The following is a 15,733-nucleotide window of genomic DNA, read 5'->3' as shown; positions in this document are numbered from 1 at the left end:
AGTCCGATTAACAAAAAACTAAGTAATTAACCATTTTGTTTTTTACGAGCTCTCCATTGACTGTAAACGAAATAACCTACTAGTAATATTAAAAATGGAATGAGGTATGACGTAGCTTTTCCTTCTCCGCTAACCGTAGTAAAGAAACGTTCCCACCTTGGTGATTTACCGTCCCAACTCATCCATATAAATACAGGTTTACCAACAACGTGATCGAAAGGTACAAATCCCCAGAATCTCGAATCAATTGAATTGTGTCGATTATCACCCATCATCCAGTAATAGTTTTGTTTAAAGGTATACGATGTGCTAGGCTTCCCATTAATTAAAATTTGATTTCCTTTAACCTTTACCACGTTGCCTTCGTATTCACTTATAGCACGTTTATAAAGTGGTAAATTTTCAATATTAATAGAGATACTTTTTCCTTTTTCAGGAATAACTATAGGGCCAAAATTATCAACATTCCAATTGTAGTTAGGATCATGAGGAAAAATGGCAGGATCAGGTTCACCTTTAGGTCTTTTTACAGGGGTTATACTAAGTACATTCGGATGGTTTTTAAACTTCGCTAATGCTTCATCAGAAATGGCTGAAAAATAATAGGTGTTAGAACCTGGTGCATTAAATCCGAAACCATCGGTTATATCATAACGCTCTTTCATAACCAATGGGTTAAAGCGCGAATTTTTAGGTTCTACCAAATAACTAAATTGCAAATGAGCACGGTCTGGTAGAACGTTTTTAACCCCATTGATATAAACATAACCATCTCGAATCTCTAAAGTATCACCAGCAACACCAACACAACGCTTTACCAGATTGGTTTTTTTGTCGATAGGTTTATAATAATTTCTATCTGGTCGGAAATTGTTCATATCCAATAACGTATCGGCAGGCTGATTGAAAACAACAATATCGTTTCTTTCAATATCTTCAAATCCAGGGATTCGTAAATATGGAAGTTGTAATTTATTAATTAGCGAGGTGTTTCTTTCCTCAAAATGATCGTCGAATAGATAAGATTTCTTATTTAAGAAAGGAATAGTATCATGAACCATAGGAGCGCCCACGGTGGTCATCGGAACTCTGGCTCCGTAATGAAATTTACTAACAAATAAAAAGTCTCCAACTAACAACGATTTTTCAAGAGACGAAGATGGTATGGTAAAAGGTTGAATAAAATAGGTGTGAACTATAGTAGCTGCTACAATAGCAAATAATATAGAGCTGACCCAATCACCTGTGCCTGTTTTTGGCTTTAAACTACGATTTTCAATATATTCTATTTGTGCAACATAATTTAAATAATAAGTGTAAAAGCCTAAAGTAACAATAGCTAAAAGCGTATCAATATTTGAGTTTTTACCAAAACTTCTGGCTGTTTCAACCCAAACTACCGGAAACATTATGAGGTTTACAATAGGTAGAAATAATAAAATGGTCCACCACCAAGGACGATTTATGATTTGCATTAAAACTACAGCATTATACACAGGTATAAAAGCTTGCCAGGCTTGTTTTCCTGCTTTTATGTAGAGTTTCCAAGTTCCTAATCCATGAATTACCTGAATAATCAGAATAAAAATAAACCACTGCATTAATGTCATACCAAAATTGTTTTGTTTGTTAGGTTAGTATTTAAACCTTCGTTGATTGTTACTTGTTTATTAGGTGTTAACCAATATTTAACACATCGTTCATGTTAAATATTCCTGTTTTGCCAATAATCCATTCTGAGGCAATTACAGCACCCAGAGCAAATCCTTTTCTGTTGTGTGCCGTATGTTCTATGGTAATGGTGTCTACCTCACTTTCGTAATTAACCGTGTGTGTACCTGGTACATCTTCTATACGTTTAGCTACAATCGGAAGGCTCTTTTCAGCTGCCTCATCTAGTTTCCAGTTATCGTAACCACTATGGTTTTCAATAATACCTTCAGCTAATGTAATAGCTGTTCCGCTTGGTGCGTCTAGTTTTTGGGTATGATGAATTTCTTCCATCGAAACATTATACTGCTTTAATGTATTCATCATTTTAGCTAAGGTTTTATTTAGTTCAAAAAAGATGTTAACCCCCAAGCTAAAGTTGGATGCATAAATAAATGCGCCATTTTTTTCTTCACATAACGCTACAGCTTTGTCATAATCCTGTAACCATCCTGTTGTACCAGAAATAACAGGTACTCCATTATTTAAACAGTTGGTTATATTATTGAAAGCCACCGTTGGGATACTAAAATCTATAGCAACATCGGCTTGAGTAATATCGTAATTGTCATCATTCTTGTCTACTTTTAAGACAATTTCGTGTCCGCGTTTAATAGCAATCTGTTCAATGGTTTTACCCATTTTTCCGTATCCTAGTAAAGCTATTTTCATAATTAAAATTTAAAATTAAATGTTAGTCCGAGATTATTTGTTGCATTAATCTCATTAAATTCATAATGTGGTGCTAATGATAAATTTTCATCAATATTGTATTGCATTAGGTGTGCATCAACATTAGCATCAATAATATTTAAAGCGTATATTCCAAGTATAACAAAAAGCGAGATTTCTTTGTTTTTCCTGTAGAATTTTTGTCCACGCTCTAAACCTTCGGTTGTAACTCTTGGTGTTTCAAGATAGTTGCCTTCAGAATCGTAATAAAACTCATCGTTCGCAAAACCAGCTAAGCGACTTTTATAGGCATCTCGATATCTATTATATTCTTTGTTGTTATTAATGTAAAAATAAACACCAGTTCCTAAGCCAATATAAACCAGTGGAATTTTCCAGTATTTTTTATTGTAGGCTTGTCCTAAGCCAGGTAGTACGGCAGAATAAAAGGCGGCTTGCGCAGGAGACAACGGGTTAAATTCATCTGGCATTTGCACTATGGTATCAACAACAACTTCAGGTGGAAGTTCCTTTTCTATGCTCTTTTTATCTTGTGCTGAAATACACAAACTAAACAAAAGTGCTAAAGCACTAATTATTAAAAGTTTATTTGGCACCCTTAACTAATTTTGTTATTCGATTGAAATCTTCTTCTGAATGAAACGGAATCGTAATTTTTCCTTTTCCATTTTTAGATACTTTAACGTCAATTTTATGACCAAAGTATTCAGAAAAAGCGCCAATGCCTTCTTTTATGTATGTAGGTACAGTTTCAGATTGTTTTTTCGGTTTAGGTTCTACCGATTTTGTTTCACCGTAATTTCTAACAAGTTCTTCTGTATTTCTTACGGAAAGTTGATTTGAAAGAATTTTTTCGTAAATATCCAGTTGTGCAGTTTGGTCTTCAACAGTAATCAGAGCACGTCCATGTCCCATAGAAATGAAGCCATCTCGCATCCCTGTTTGAATAATTGGATCTAACTTTAAAAGACGCAGATAATTAGCGATAGTAGAGCGTTTTTTGCCCACACGATCACTCATTTGTTCTTGGGTTAAATTAATTTCATCAATTAGGCGCTGGTAAGATAGGGCTATTTCTATCGGGTCTAAGTCCTGACGTTGAATATTTTCTACTAGAGCCATTTCTAACGACTCTTGATCGTTAGCTATTCTTATGTAAGCAGGAATAGTTTCTAAACCAATAAGTTTTGAAGCTCTGTAACGACGCTCACCAGAAACCAATTGGTATTGATTAAAACCTAATTTTCTAACGGTTATAGGCTGAATAATTCCTAATTCTTTAACAGAAGAGGCTAATTCACGAAGAGACTCTTCACTAAAATTGGTACGTGGCTGAAAGGGGTTAACTTCAATAAAATCTATATCTAATTCAACAATATTTCCTATCACTTTATCCGCATCTTTATCCTGAACCGATTGTATATCGTTGTCAGGATCTTTTAAAAGTGCTGATAATCCTCTTCCTAAAGCTTGTTTTTTTGTTGCCTTAGCCATATTTTACACGTTTTTATTGATAATTTCTTTAGCTAAACTTAAATAATTTGTCGCACCCTTACTAGCCGCATCGTAATTAATTATGCTTTCGCCATAACTCGGCGCTTCACTTAAACGTACATTTCGTTGTATTATAGTTTGAAAAACCATATCGTTAAAGTGTTTTTGAACCTCTTCAACAACTTGGTTCGACAGTCTTAAGCGCGAATCGTACATGGTAAGCAAAAGACCTTCAATGTCTAATTCTTTATTATGTATTTTCTGAACACTTTTTATCGTGTTTAATAGTTTACCCAATCCTTCTAATGCAAAATACTCACACTGTATGGGAATAATAACAGCGTCGGCAGCAGTTAATGCGTTTAAGGTAAGTAGGCCTAATGAGGGGGCACAGTCTATGATAATATAATCGTAATCATCCTTTATGTTTACCAATGCCTTTTTAAGCATGTACTCCCGTTGGTCTTTATCAACAAGTTCTATTTCGATAGCTACTAAATCGATATGCGCCGGAATAATATCCAGATTAGGCGTGTCTGTTTTAACAATGGCATCCTTAGGGGCATGCGAATGTTCTAAAAGTTGGTAGGTTCCCACTTCAACGCTTTCAACATCCATTCCAATTCCAGAAGTTGCATTTGCCTGAGGATCAGCGTCAATAAGTAATACTTTTTTTTCTAAAACTCCAAGAGAAGCTGCTAAATTAATTGATGTTGTAGTCTTGCCAACACCTCCTTTTTGATTAGCAATTGCAATTATTTTACCCATTAATTGATTTGGTTTAATTAGGGGTAAAAATACAACTATTTATTAGGAATAAAAATGGAAATTGTTAACAGAAGCTTTTAATAAAAAAATATGGTTAATTTTAATTGGAAATAAGCTGTTAATCGATTAGAATTTCTAAAATTTTAATAGCTGCCTCACTTATTTTGGTTCCTGGTCCAAAAACTGCTGTAACTCCGTTGTCAAACAAATACTTGTAATCTTGTTTAGGAATTATACCCCCAACAATTACCATAATATCTTCCCGATCATAGGTTTTTAATTGCTCAATAACCTGCGGAACTAAGGTTTTATGACCACCTGCAAGAGAAGATACACCAACGATATGAACATCGTTTTCAACAGCTTGTTTTGCAACTTCCTGCGGGGTTTGAAATAAAGGAGCTATATCTACATCAAAGCCCAAATCCGCATAGGCCGTTGCGACTACTTTAGCTCCACGATCATGGCCATCCTGTCCCATTTTAGCAATCATAATACGTGGGCGCCTGCCATCTTGTTTTGCAAAAACATCGGCTAGTTTTTTTGCTTTATTAAAAGCATCGTCATTATGTATTTCTTTGCTATACACACCGGTAAAAGATTTTGTTTGTGCTTTATGTCTTCCAAAGACGATTTCCAATGCCTCACTAATTTCACCTAAAGTGGCACGCGCTCTAGCGGCTTCAACAGCTAAGTTTAATAGATTTGGCTTCTCATCAAAATCGGAGCTTAAATTATCATTTTCCTTTTTGGCATTAATATGAGTTGAATTTAACCAAAATTTAGCTGCCTCGGTTAATTTTGATAGTTTTTCGATGACTTCTCGAGTGTTTCGATGTTCTTTTAACCTTTTTAATCGTTCCAGTTGTGTTTCTCTAACAGCCTGATTGTCTACCTCGAGGGTTGAAATCGGAACCTCCTGTTTTAATTGGTATTGATTAACTCCAATTATAATATCCTGATCAGAATCTATTCGGGCTTGTTTTCTTGCTGCCGCTTCTTCAATTTTTATCTTAGGAATACCTGCCTGTATGGCTTTTGTCATACCACCCAAGTCTTCAATTTCCTGAATTAGACTCCAGGCTTTTTCGGCAATGTCGTGCGTAAGTTTTTCAACGTAATAACTGCCCGCCCAAGGGTCTACCGTTTTTGTGATTTTTGTTTCTCTTTGAAGGTGCAATTGGGTATTTCGTGCAATGCGCGCTGAAAAATTTGTAGGCAAGGCAATAGCCTCGTCTAAAGCATTGGTGTGCAAACTTTGTGTGCCTCCAAAAACGGCCGCTGTTGCTTCAATAGAAGTTCTGGCGACATTGTTAAAAGGGTCTTGCTCTGTTAAACTCCAGCCACTGGTTTGACAATGTGCTCTTAAACTTAAGGATTTTTCATTTTTCGGTTTAAAAGGTTTAATTAATTTGGCCCAAAGCATGCGTGCAGCACGCATTTTGGCTATTTCCATAAAGTGGTTCATGCCAATACCCCAAAAGAAAGATAGGCGAGGTGCAAAATCATCTATTTTAAGTCCAGTATTAAGCCCGGCTCTTACATATTCTAATCCATCCGCGAGTGTGAATGCCAGTTCTATTTCTGCTGTCCCACCAGCTTCCTGAATATGATACCCAGAAATGCTGATGCTATTAAATTTAGGCATGAATTTGCTGGTGTATTCGAAAATATCAGAAATAATTTTCATTGAAGCTTCAGGGGGATATATGTAAGTATTACGAACCATAAATTCTTTCAGAATGTCATTTTGAATGGTTCCTGAAAGTTTATTAAGATTCACACCTTGTTCTTCAGCAGCAACAATATAAAACGCCATAATAGGTAAAACGGCACCATTCATTGTCATGGAAACACTCATTTTATCCAATGGAATTTCATCGAATAAACGAATCATATCCTCAACCGAGTCGATAGCTACACCTGCTTTTCCCACATCGCCAACAACGCGTTCATGGTCGGAATCGTAACCGCGATGCGTCGCTAAATCGAACGCCACAGATAAGCCTTTTTGTCCTGCGGCTAAATTGTTTTTGTAAAATGCATTACTTTCTTCGGCTGTTGAAAACCCTGCATACTGCCTGATGGTCCATGGTTTTCTAACATACATAGTGGTATATGGCCCACGAAGATTTGGGGTGAAACCCGCCGCAAAATGTAGGTGTTCTAAATCTTCAATATCAGCTTTTGTGTAAATTGATTTTACGGCAATACCTTCGGCAGTTTCAAAGTGATTAGCTTCAGTGTTTTGCGCCTTGGGTGCTGTTTTTAAAGTTATATGTTGAAGATTTTTTCTAGACATATCCGGTTAGTGAGCGGTTTTATTCAGGTTAAATAGATTTGAATAATACAAATCGAATGCCACGTAGGTTGATAGATGTTTGTCCGAAAGCACACGACGATAATTGTTTATAAGAGGAGTAGCAAATAATTTTGGACTCATGAAGTCGGTTGAAATTAATGCATTTAATGTTGTTTTTAAATGCTCGTCTTCAATGTTATTTGCCACACAATTCATTAAAGCACTATGATAATTTAAATGGCTGTTCGGATTTTTGGCATCCCATAAATCGTTTACATCTTTAAGAGCTTCAAAAACTTTTAAAGTGTGTTCTGAAGCAATTTCTGAATACCTAGCACGTTTTCCATTGGCTTCTCTAATAAATTTATAATAGGATTGCATTAGGGTAGGATTGGCCTCGTTTTTTCCGTAGAACGCTAAAATATCCTCTTCAAAAGCATACAAGGCTTCTTTGTAAAGTGCTGAATTTAAATTATCGCAAGTAATTGTTTCAGGTTTTTCGGTGTATTTGAAATCAGAGAATGTTGTGTTTTGTTTACAACTTACAATAAGAGCGATTAATAAAATGGCAATTGACGTATAGGTTTTTTTAATTTTCATTGTTAAGGCGTTTTTGTTCTAGTTTTTCGGCTAATCTTTTTTCTATAATGGGTTCTACTAATGTTTTTCTTTGTTGTTTTTTTACAAACGGAAACAACTCAATTTCTGATTTTACGCGTTCTTCAAGATTTGGATATTTATTTATCCCTATCAGAATTTCGTCGCCTGTATCAAATTGTGATTGTTCTTTTTGGGCACTTTCTTTTATTTTCCGTTGAATGGTTCCTGCTTTTAATTGTTTTAAAAAGCCACCATTAGTTTCGATATCCTTAAATAGATTTAAGGCTTTTTCTGCTAATTGCTGGGTTAAGGATTCAATATAGTAAGCGCCATCAGCTGGATTATCTACTTTATCAAAATAACTTTCGTGTTTTAGAATGAGTAACTGATTTTTACTAATACGTTGGCTAAAAGCATTGGTTTTATGAAAAACGGTATCAAAAGGAAGGTTACAAATGGTATCACTGCCACCTATAATGGCGCTCATGCATTCGGTTGTAGTACGAAGTAGGTTAGTATTATAATCGTAAACCGTTTTATTTCGCTTTGATGGTATTGCTACAATTTTACAGGTAGCATTCATTTGAAATTCTGAAGCCAAAGACGCGTAAAGTATTCTAAGTGCTCTGAGTTTTGCTATCTCGAAAAAGTAATTGCTACCTATAGAAATATTAAAAATTATTTGAATGTTCTGTTTACTTTCTTTAGATATTTCTGCATCTAAAAAATTTAAATATTCTGTTGCATGGGCAAGAGAATAGGCTAACTGTTGAACCATATTTGCGCCAGCATTTTGGTATAGCGAACAGTTTACACTAATAGTTTTAGTGTTTTTAACTATCGATTTGAAATTATCGATGTCTGAATTCATATTGTTAAACCAATTGCCTGTTTTGGCTAGCTTACCAACGCAATCGGTATGTACATATATTTTGCTTTTAGTAGCAGAATTTAAAAGCGTTTTTACGAAATCTTCATTTAAAAAATGCAAATCGAAATGTAGCTCTAGTCCCTCATTATCTAAGTTTTCTAATAATCGATTAATGTCATGTTCTTTGTTTGGAATAATAAATAGCAAACTTTCAGCGCCTTGTTTAATACTTTTTAAAGCTTTTCGGTTTGCCTTTACGACGTCATTTACAAAAACAGTTTCACAAATGCGCCATTTGGTTGACCTGGTTTTTGGAATTACCATTCGGTCATTTATGTCGTTCGCCGTATAAAAGGGTTTAACTGAAATATCGTCGTTAGAATGCCAGACAAGAGATTGATAATCGGCGCCATCTAGCTCGAATTGAATTTTTTGTTTCCATTGCTTATCGGAAACAGGATCAAATTCGCTAAATAATGCGTTACTCATTGTTTTTAGTTTTTAAGCTGTCTTCATATTCGATGATAAATATTTCTTCACTGTCACGCTTCATGTAATATTCTTCACGTGCAAATTTTTCTAAACCATCTTCGTTGCTTAGTTTTTTTAAGGCTTTTTTATCTTTTTCAATTTCTTTTAAATAGTATTCTTTTTCTGCCTCTAAATCTTTAATGTCAGAGTTTAATTCGTGGTGAATTAACCAAGAATTGGCATCGAAAAAAAGCATCCACACCACGAAAAGCGTGATGATAAGAACAAAAATATTTTTAAACGGTTTAAATATCTTATGTTTAAAAAACGCCATATTTATAGTCGGTTATTTATAATAGTTCGCACAATATCAACGGCCACCGTATTGTACTTGTTATTTGGAATTATGATGTCTGCAAATTCTTTCATGGGTTCAATAAATTGGTCGTGCATCGGTTTTAAAGTGTTTTGGTAACGACTTAGCACTTCGTCTAAATCTCGACCTCTTTCAGAAATATCGCGTTTTAATCGGCGTATTAGTCGTTCGTCGGAATCGGCATGAACAAAAATTTTTATGTCGCACATGTTTCTGATTTCAGGACTAGTTAAAATGAGTATGCCCTCAACAATCATAACTTTTCTGGGGTGTGTTAAAATAGTGTCACCCGTACGGTTGTGTTCTACAAACGAATAGACTGGTTGATGAATTGGTTTATCGTTTTTAAGATCTTTAAGATGACTTTCCAGTAAATCAAAATCTATCGACCTCGGATGATCAAAATTTATTTTAATGCGCTCATCGTAACTTAAATGCGTCGTGTCCTGATAGTAAGAATCTTGAGAAATTACACCTATTTCACCTTTTGGTAGCTCGTTAATTATTTGGTTTACAACGGTTGTTTTTCCACATCCAGTTCCGCCAGCAATTCCTATAATAAGCATGTGTAATTATGTTTGATTAGCCTTTTACAAATTTAAAGAAATCAAACACAATTAAAGTGATATATTTATTTTTTAATTTTTTCAACAGCCTCTACTGTAACCATTTTTTTTACGGCATTGCCCCAGGAATTATTAATGTAGTTCATGACATCGGCAACTTCATCGTCGGACAAGCCTAGTGGAGCCATAATGTTTTTATAAACCACACCATTGACCTTAGTTTCTCCATTCATGCCATATTTTACGGCTTTAATACTGGCATCTTGGTTTTTTATTAAAAAGTCTGATTTTGCCAATGGAGGATATACATTTTTTACACCCTCACCATTGGGTAGGTGACAATTAATGCAAAAGTCCATGTAAATTTCATTACCACGCTCCATGCTTTCTTCCAATGGGGATTTTTGATTAAAATATGACGTAAATGATACTGCTGTAAAAATGATGCAAAGTAGGGTGAATTTCATGTTATATTGATAGGTATTTAGATTTTAGGTACGATTTTATAAATGCCTTTGCCTTCTACACTTAGGTATATATAGCCATCTGGTGCAGATTTAACATTACGAACCCGACCGATGTTTTCGAAAAGTTTTTCGCGTTTAATAACTTGATTATTTTTCAGAACTAAGCGCTCTAAATATTGAAATTTTAAGGCGCCAACCAATAAATTACCTTCCCAGTCTGGGTAATTACCAGAGTAAACAAATGTCATACCACTTGGGGCGATAGAGGGTACCCAGTAAAATACAGGTTGCTCCATGCCCTCTTTTTCTGTGATGTCTGTAAAACTAGTACCGCTATAGTTAAGACCATATGAAATTACCGGCCAGCCATAATTTTTAGCCTTGCCAATAATATTAATTTCGTCGCCACCTTTCGGGCCGTGTTCATGTGTCCAGATAGCTCCTGTTTCAGGATGTTTTATCATGCCTTGCGGATTTCGGTGACCAAAACTAAAAATTGCTGTTTTCGCATTGGCTGTATCAATAAACGGATTGTCGTTTGGAACAGAACCATCATCGTTCAATCTATAAATTTTTCCACCATCTCGGGTAATATCTTGGGGGTTAACATCGCGTTGACCGCGTTCTCCAATGGAAAAATATAAATAACCATCGTTATCGAATTCAATTCGCGAACCAAAATGTTGTCCTTTTTTTGTATTTGGTGTTGCTTTATAAAGTTGCTCCACATTGGTTAAACTTGTGCCATTTAATTTGGCGCGCATAATGGCCGTATTTCCACCTTCACCTTCACCCTCTGAGGAAGCATATGAAAAATAGATCCATCCATTGTTTTTATAATCTGGATGTAATTTAATATCCATAAACCCACCTTGTCCACGTACATAAACATCAGGAATCCCATTTATTGTGATTTTTTTACCATTTTTGAAGTGTATGAGTTCGCCTGTTTTTTCTGTAATAAGAATGCTGTTGTCAGGAAGGAAATCCATACCCCAGGCTATATTTAAATCAGGAACAATGAGTTCTGCTGTATAATTGACATCGGTTGATGTTTCAGCTTTTACCTCAGATTCTGCTTGCTGCGCACAAGAGGTATAAGTAATGACTAAAATTATTAAGATGTTAAAAAGTTTCATTTGGTTTCCGTTTTAATTGATTTTGTAATTTAAATTAAAACCTGAATAGAAATTTATAGGATATCCAGGGTAATAATATCTGGGTTGACTCCCATTAAAACCTGTTGCATTAATTAGAATTTGGGATGCATAGGCTTTATCAAATATATTATTTATGCCTAAATAAACATCTATATTTAATTTTTTATTAAGGTTTTTTAACCAACCCAATTTACAATTAACTAAATTATATGATTTTGTAAAAAGGCTGTTATCGTCATTCATAGGTATTTGTCCAACATGCTGAAAATTAATGTTTCCATAAATGCCATGATGCGAATTTATATCTATTCCTAAATTTATAACTTCATCAGGAACTCCTGTTAAATCATTTCCCGAAAAGTTATTATTGCCGTCTATAAATTCTTTGAATTTATAATGATTTAAGCTGTAATTCGAGAAAACGGATACATTTAAGGATTCAGAATTCACGGCTTTAAAATTGATCTGTAATTCTAAACCGTCGTGCGTAGTTTTGCCTGCATTTACTCCAATGTATTCGTCATTACCTGTTCTTCGAGCCACTAGTAAGTTGCTTATAGCCATTCGGTAGACCGAAATTTCGCCATTTAATTTATTGTTTAATAGGATTGTTCTAGTGCCAATTTCATAATTCCATCCCGTTTCTGGTTTAATTTGCTGATTAATTAATCCACTAGGTAGCAATGTTTCTGTTGTGGTTGGAGGAGAAAATCCGTGGCTTACGTTAGCGAACAAATTACTATTTTTTGATAGTTTATGGGTAATTCCAAAAGTAGGAGACCATATAGGTTTAAAAGAATATCTGCCCGATTGGTTATTTTCTGAGCCAGCATGAAATCGGTCAATAAGATGATACGATGTTTCGTTAAAATTTAAGCCAAAAGCAAGTTCTGTTTGCTGGGTGATGTTGACATTAGCCTCAAAAAAAAAGTTGTAATAATATCGTTTTTCTTTATAATTCGATTGTAAGTTGCCTTTAACGCTGCCATATCCCTCTGGAAAGTCTTGATAATTATTTTCAAAAGTTTTCCATGTGTAAAAATCGTTGAAAAATTCACCTCCAAGAGTCCAGTTAAAATTTTTGTAATTTCCAAGAAATCGCGAACGTATACCAATGGCTATGGCTTCTTCAGAAAGAATATTAAAAGGTCTAGGTTCGAAAGCTTTTAGTGCTGTAGTATATAAGCTGGTTTTATGCGTTAGCTTTTCGCTATATTGATGATTCCACGATAACCCTAAAATGCCACGATTGGTGTCTTCATAACCTTTAGCATCCAACCAGTTTTGAGCCGCTTGGGTTGGGTAATTGTTAAAAGTATCTTCATTTATCGAGCTAGGAATATAACCTAAAACATCGGAGAAACTGCCAAGTATAGTTATGTCGTTTTTTTTATTAAAATAGTGGTTTATATTTAAGGTAAGGCTTTGTCTTTTATACTTATTATTTTGTCTATAACCCTGACTTGATGTATAGCTGTACGTTGTGTTGAAACTGGTTTTGCTGGTTCCAAAATTTAAATTTATTAAATCTTTAAACAATCCAAATGAACCGATTGTAAATTGGTTTTCGATGCGAGTTTCGTTTAATAAAGCTGATTTAGGAATTAAATTAATCGTACCGCCTAAACCTGCACCATGAATGCTGGAACCAGAACCTTTTATAATTTCCATTCGCGCCATGGTGCCAAGTTCAAAATCTTCAATTGTAGTTTCGCCATTACCAGTGGTAAGTGGTATGTCGCCAAAATAAGCCCGGATTTTTGATGTGCCATATAAGTTTCTTGATCCGATACCTCTAATGATTATACGATTGGTATTTAGTGCTCCACTTTGCATGAAAATACCAGGGCTTCTATTTAGTACAGAAGCAAATTCAATAGTATTGCCTCTTTTTATATCCTTAGAAGTTATTATTTGGGTTGCGGCATAATTAGATTTATAAGGTTTAGAAATTTGATTCGCATTTATAACAACTTCGTTTAATTCGGAGGGGTTTGCAAATATCTGAACTATAGTAGTGTTTTTTTGAATATTAAAAACCTGCTCGATATAGCCTGATTTTATAATATGATAATGGCCAAACTTTTGTAATTCTACAAAACCTTGATGGTTTGTGTAGAGTTTATCGTTACTGTTAACATGTTTTATTTCGGCATCATAAATGGGAGAACCAGAATCTCCATCGATAACCTTAATAACACCTACTGATTGCCCCATTGAAAATAGGTTAGTAATTAAAAATAAAGTCGTTATGAAGTATTTGTAAGATTGCAAAATTTTAGTCAAAATTAGGGAAATGCTAAGGTAGTTAAATTAGGTTTTTATAAAGGTGAAATAATTTTAAAAAAATGGTTGTGTATTTCATATAAACGAGTATCTTTGCAGCCCGTAATGTGATAACCATTATACTCGGGGTGTAGCGTAGCCCGGTTATCGCGCCTGCTTTGGGAGCAGGAGGTCGCAGGTTCGAATCCTGCCACCCCGACTAGATCAGAGATCAATAAGTAATAAAACCTTGGTAATTTAATGATTATCAAGGTTTTGTCGTTTTTAGGGATTCATATTATTTGAATTCATTTAAATAAAAATTGACCTATTCGGTTACCACATTTAAAAACGTCAAAAAGGTAACCGAGCAATTTGATTTGGCTTTTGTTTCTAATGTTCAATTTTAAAAACAAAAGTGTATGAAAACCACACAAACTTTCAGTGTTCTGTTTTGGCTGAAACAATCCAGTATCAAAAACGGAAAAGCACCCCTTTATGCTCGTATTACAGTTAATGGTAAACGAGCCGAACTATCCTTAAAACGAAAAGTCCTTGTTTCGGAATGGGATTCTAATAAAAGTCGACTAAAAGGCTTAGGTGATGAAGCTAAATTACTCAATGAATTTCTAAAGCAGGTTAATGTCGATCTCTTCGAGGTTTATCAAAAATTAAAAAGAGATGGTAAACTCATTACTTCCAGTATTATTAAATCCCAATACTTTGGAGAGGATGACTCTCGTCAGGCATTAACGGATATTATTGATTATCATAATATCCATATGAAGTCCACTTTGCGGTGGGGTACCCAAAAGAACTATTTTACAACACACAAATACATTTTTAAGTTCTTAAAATTGAAATATGGTACAACCGATATGTATCTATCTGAGTTAAATTATCAATTCATTATTGATTTTGAGCGGTTTTTAAAAGCTCAGGATAATATGGGCAATAATACAGTTATGAAGCATATCGAACGCTTAAGAAAACTGGTAAGTTTAGCTTTTAAAATGGAATGGATAGTCAAAGACCCTTTTATGAAGTTTGAAGCCAAATATGATAAAAAGGAGCGTTGCTTTTTAACGGCTGAAGAATTAGAAGTTTTAGAAAATAAATCTTTTGATATTGCCAGACTTCAATTGATAAAGGATCTTTTTGTGTTTGCCTGCTATACGGGGCTGTCGTACGGAGATGTAATGCAATTAACTCCTAATGATTTGTGTTTAGGTATTGATGGTAAGCTTTGGATACACTCACAAAGAGAGAAAACCAATGTTCCTATTAAAATACCTTTATTACAAAAAGCTTTAGCACTTATTAAAAAGTATGAAAGTCATCCTGAATCTGTCTCGAAGAAAACCATTTTTCCAGGTATTTCTAATCAGAAATTGAATTCTTATTTAAAAGAGATTGCTGATGTATGTAGAATTAGAAAGAATTTAACTTTTCATGTAGCTAGGCACACCTTTGCTACAACTGTAACGCTTTCTAACGGAGTGCCGATTGAAACGGTATCAAAATTATTAGGACATACTAAATTATCAACGACTCAGATTTATGCAAGAGTAGTAGAGAGTAAAATTAGTGAAGATATGGGAAGTCTACATCAAAAGCTGGAAAAACGAACAGCTGAGATTTAGAAATTGCCTCAAACAATATTTTTTAGTCTTAGAATGAATTTCCTTTCAATGCGCTCCTCGAAAGGTCACGGGAGTGTATTGAAAGGAAATTGTTTTTTATATAAAATACATCTTTATAAATTAAAAAAGGATGCTTATGAAAATAAAGAAGAATTATTAATCAAAGCATAAATGAGCTCATAAAACTCATTTTTTAGTAAAAAAATCGTTGATTTTACTGGTCTGAGCGCATTTTTTACGAAATAATGAGAGACTATAAAATAAAGCAAATTTTAAAATCTTAGTATTTATAGGACTTCCGAGAGGAATGAAAACCGTAACATCGCTTTAGCGTGTTACCCTCTTGC

The 15,733-nt window shown here is 34.5% G+C and carries 14 protein-coding genes and 1 tRNA gene; 2 read left to right on the top strand and 13 right to left on the bottom strand.

Annotation, left to right across the window (positions count from 1 at the left end):
• Positions 1 to 26: 26 nt before the first annotated feature.
• The 13 genes from lepB to ICJ83_RS08760 form a co-directional block, all read right to left on the bottom strand.
• Positions 27 to 1,610: a signal peptidase I gene (gene lepB, locus ICJ83_RS08820; RefSeq protein ID WP_188230019.1), complete on the bottom strand. Its 1,584-nt coding sequence runs from the start codon at positions 1,608 to 1,610 to the stop codon at positions 27 to 29.
• 67 nt (positions 1,611 to 1,677) lie between these two features.
• The gene (gene dapB / locus ICJ83_RS08815; protein ID WP_188230018.1) at positions 1,678 to 2,382 is read right to left on the bottom strand and encodes a 4-hydroxy-tetrahydrodipicolinate reductase; all 705 of its coding nucleotides are present in this window, start codon (positions 2,380 to 2,382) and stop codon (positions 1,678 to 1,680) included.
• Between the two features lie 2 nt (positions 2,383 to 2,384).
• Positions 2,385 to 2,999: a DUF5683 domain-containing protein gene (locus ICJ83_RS08810; RefSeq protein ID WP_188230017.1), complete on the bottom strand. Its 615-nt coding sequence runs from the start codon at positions 2,997 to 2,999 to the stop codon at positions 2,385 to 2,387.
• Positions 2,989 to 3,897, bottom strand: a complete 909-nt coding sequence (locus ICJ83_RS08805; protein WP_188230016.1) for a ParB/RepB/Spo0J family partition protein — start codon at positions 3,895 to 3,897, stop codon at positions 2,989 to 2,991. The genes ICJ83_RS08810 and ICJ83_RS08805 overlap by 11 nt, the downstream gene beginning before the upstream one ends.
• Positions 3,898 to 3,900: 3 nt before the next feature.
• Complete coding sequence (locus ICJ83_RS08800; protein WP_188230015.1) at positions 3,901 to 4,665, bottom strand: ParA family protein; 765 nt, start codon at positions 4,663 to 4,665, stop codon at positions 3,901 to 3,903.
• 118 nt (positions 4,666 to 4,783) lie between these two features.
• Entirely contained in the window at positions 4,784 to 6,967 is a 2,184-nt protein-coding gene (gene scpA / locus ICJ83_RS08795; RefSeq protein ID WP_188230014.1) for a methylmalonyl-CoA mutase, read from the bottom strand.
• 6 nt (positions 6,968 to 6,973) lie between these two features.
• Positions 6,974 to 7,567 (bottom strand): hypothetical protein, encoded by a 594-nt coding sequence (locus tag ICJ83_RS08790; RefSeq protein ID WP_188230013.1) that lies wholly within the window; start codon positions 7,565 to 7,567, stop codon positions 6,974 to 6,976.
• Entirely contained in the window at positions 7,557 to 8,927 is a 1,371-nt protein-coding gene (locus ICJ83_RS08785) for a methylmalonyl-CoA mutase subunit beta (protein WP_188230012.1), read from the bottom strand. Before ICJ83_RS08785 ends, ICJ83_RS08790 begins: the two co-directional genes overlap by 11 nt.
• Positions 8,920 to 9,243, bottom strand: a complete 324-nt coding sequence (locus ICJ83_RS08780; RefSeq protein ID WP_188230011.1) for an FtsB family cell division protein — start codon at positions 9,241 to 9,243, stop codon at positions 8,920 to 8,922. Before ICJ83_RS08780 ends, ICJ83_RS08785 begins: the two co-directional genes overlap by 8 nt.
• Positions 9,244 to 9,245: 2 nt before the next feature.
• Complete coding sequence (gene udk / locus ICJ83_RS08775) at positions 9,246 to 9,851, bottom strand: uridine kinase (protein WP_188230010.1); 606 nt, start codon at positions 9,849 to 9,851, stop codon at positions 9,246 to 9,248.
• Positions 9,852 to 9,916: 65 nt separating this feature from the next.
• On the bottom strand, positions 9,917 to 10,318 hold the full coding sequence (locus tag ICJ83_RS08770) for a c-type cytochrome (protein ID WP_188230009.1): 402 nt from the start codon (positions 10,316 to 10,318) through the stop codon (positions 9,917 to 9,919).
• Between the two features lie 17 nt (positions 10,319 to 10,335).
• Positions 10,336 to 11,457, bottom strand: a complete 1,122-nt coding sequence (locus ICJ83_RS08765) for a PQQ-dependent sugar dehydrogenase (protein WP_188230008.1) — start codon at positions 11,455 to 11,457, stop codon at positions 10,336 to 10,338.
• Positions 11,458 to 11,469: 12 nt separating this feature from the next.
• Positions 11,470 to 13,695 (bottom strand): TonB-dependent receptor family protein, encoded by a 2,226-nt coding sequence (locus ICJ83_RS08760; protein ID WP_188230007.1) that lies wholly within the window; start codon positions 13,693 to 13,695, stop codon positions 11,470 to 11,472.
• Between the two features lie 193 nt (positions 13,696 to 13,888).
• Here ICJ83_RS08760 and ICJ83_RS08755 point away from each other — a divergent pair.
• Both ICJ83_RS08755 and ICJ83_RS08750 read left to right on the top strand, forming a co-directional pair.
• A tRNA-Pro gene (locus ICJ83_RS08755) sits at positions 13,889 to 13,963 on the top strand.
• Positions 13,964 to 14,165: 202 nt separating this feature from the next.
• Complete coding sequence (locus ICJ83_RS08750; protein ID WP_188230006.1) at positions 14,166 to 15,386, top strand: site-specific integrase; 1,221 nt, start codon at positions 14,166 to 14,168, stop codon at positions 15,384 to 15,386.
• Positions 15,387 to 15,733: the final 347 nt, after the last annotated feature.

This window comes from Aestuariibaculum sediminum, from assembly GCF_014596945.1.
Classification (GTDB): Bacteria; Bacteroidota; Bacteroidia; order Flavobacteriales; family Flavobacteriaceae; genus Aestuariibaculum; species Aestuariibaculum sediminum.
The sequence above is the reverse complement of the archived record's forward strand: the minus strand, read 5'-3'. Positions and strand labels throughout refer to the sequence as shown.

What these genes read in the sequence shown, in the direction of transcription:
- ICJ83_RS08805 (WP_188230016.1), bottom strand. Translation starts at nt 3,897, where the DNA reads ATGGCTAAGGCAACAAAAAAACAAGCTTTAGGAAGAGGATTATCAGCA.
- ICJ83_RS08770 (WP_188230009.1), bottom strand. Translation starts at nt 10,318, where the DNA reads ATGAAATTCACCCTACTTTGCATCATTTTTACAGCAGTATCATTTACG.
- ICJ83_RS08800 (WP_188230015.1), bottom strand. Translation starts at nt 4,665, where the DNA reads ATGGGTAAAATAATTGCAATTGCTAATCAAAAAGGAGGTGTTGGCAAG.
- lepB (WP_188230019.1), bottom strand. Translation starts at nt 1,610, where the DNA reads ATGACATTAATGCAGTGGTTTATTTTTATTCTGATTATTCAGGTAATT.
- ICJ83_RS08765 (WP_188230008.1), bottom strand. Translation starts at nt 11,457, where the DNA reads ATGAAACTTTTTAACATCTTAATAATTTTAGTCATTACTTATACCTCT.
- udk (WP_188230010.1), bottom strand. Translation starts at nt 9,851, where the DNA reads ATGCTTATTATAGGAATTGCTGGCGGAACTGGATGTGGAAAAACAACC.
- scpA (WP_188230014.1), bottom strand. Translation starts at nt 6,967, where the DNA reads ATGTCTAGAAAAAATCTTCAACATATAACTTTAAAAACAGCACCCAAG.
- dapB (WP_188230018.1), bottom strand. Translation starts at nt 2,382, where the DNA reads ATGAAAATAGCTTTACTAGGATACGGAAAAATGGGTAAAACCATTGAA.
- ICJ83_RS08750 (WP_188230006.1), top strand. Translation starts at nt 14,166, where the DNA reads ATGAAAACCACACAAACTTTCAGTGTTCTGTTTTGGCTGAAACAATCC.
- ICJ83_RS08760 (WP_188230007.1), bottom strand. Translation starts at nt 13,695, where the DNA reads ATGGGGCAATCAGTAGGTGTTATTAAGGTTATCGATGGAGATTCTGGT.
- ICJ83_RS08785 (WP_188230012.1), bottom strand. Translation starts at nt 8,927, where the DNA reads ATGAGTAACGCATTATTTAGCGAATTTGATCCTGTTTCCGATAAGCAA.
- ICJ83_RS08790 (WP_188230013.1), bottom strand. Translation starts at nt 7,567, where the DNA reads ATGAAAATTAAAAAAACCTATACGTCAATTGCCATTTTATTAATCGCT.
- ICJ83_RS08780 (WP_188230011.1), bottom strand. Translation starts at nt 9,243, where the DNA reads ATGGCGTTTTTTAAACATAAGATATTTAAACCGTTTAAAAATATTTTT.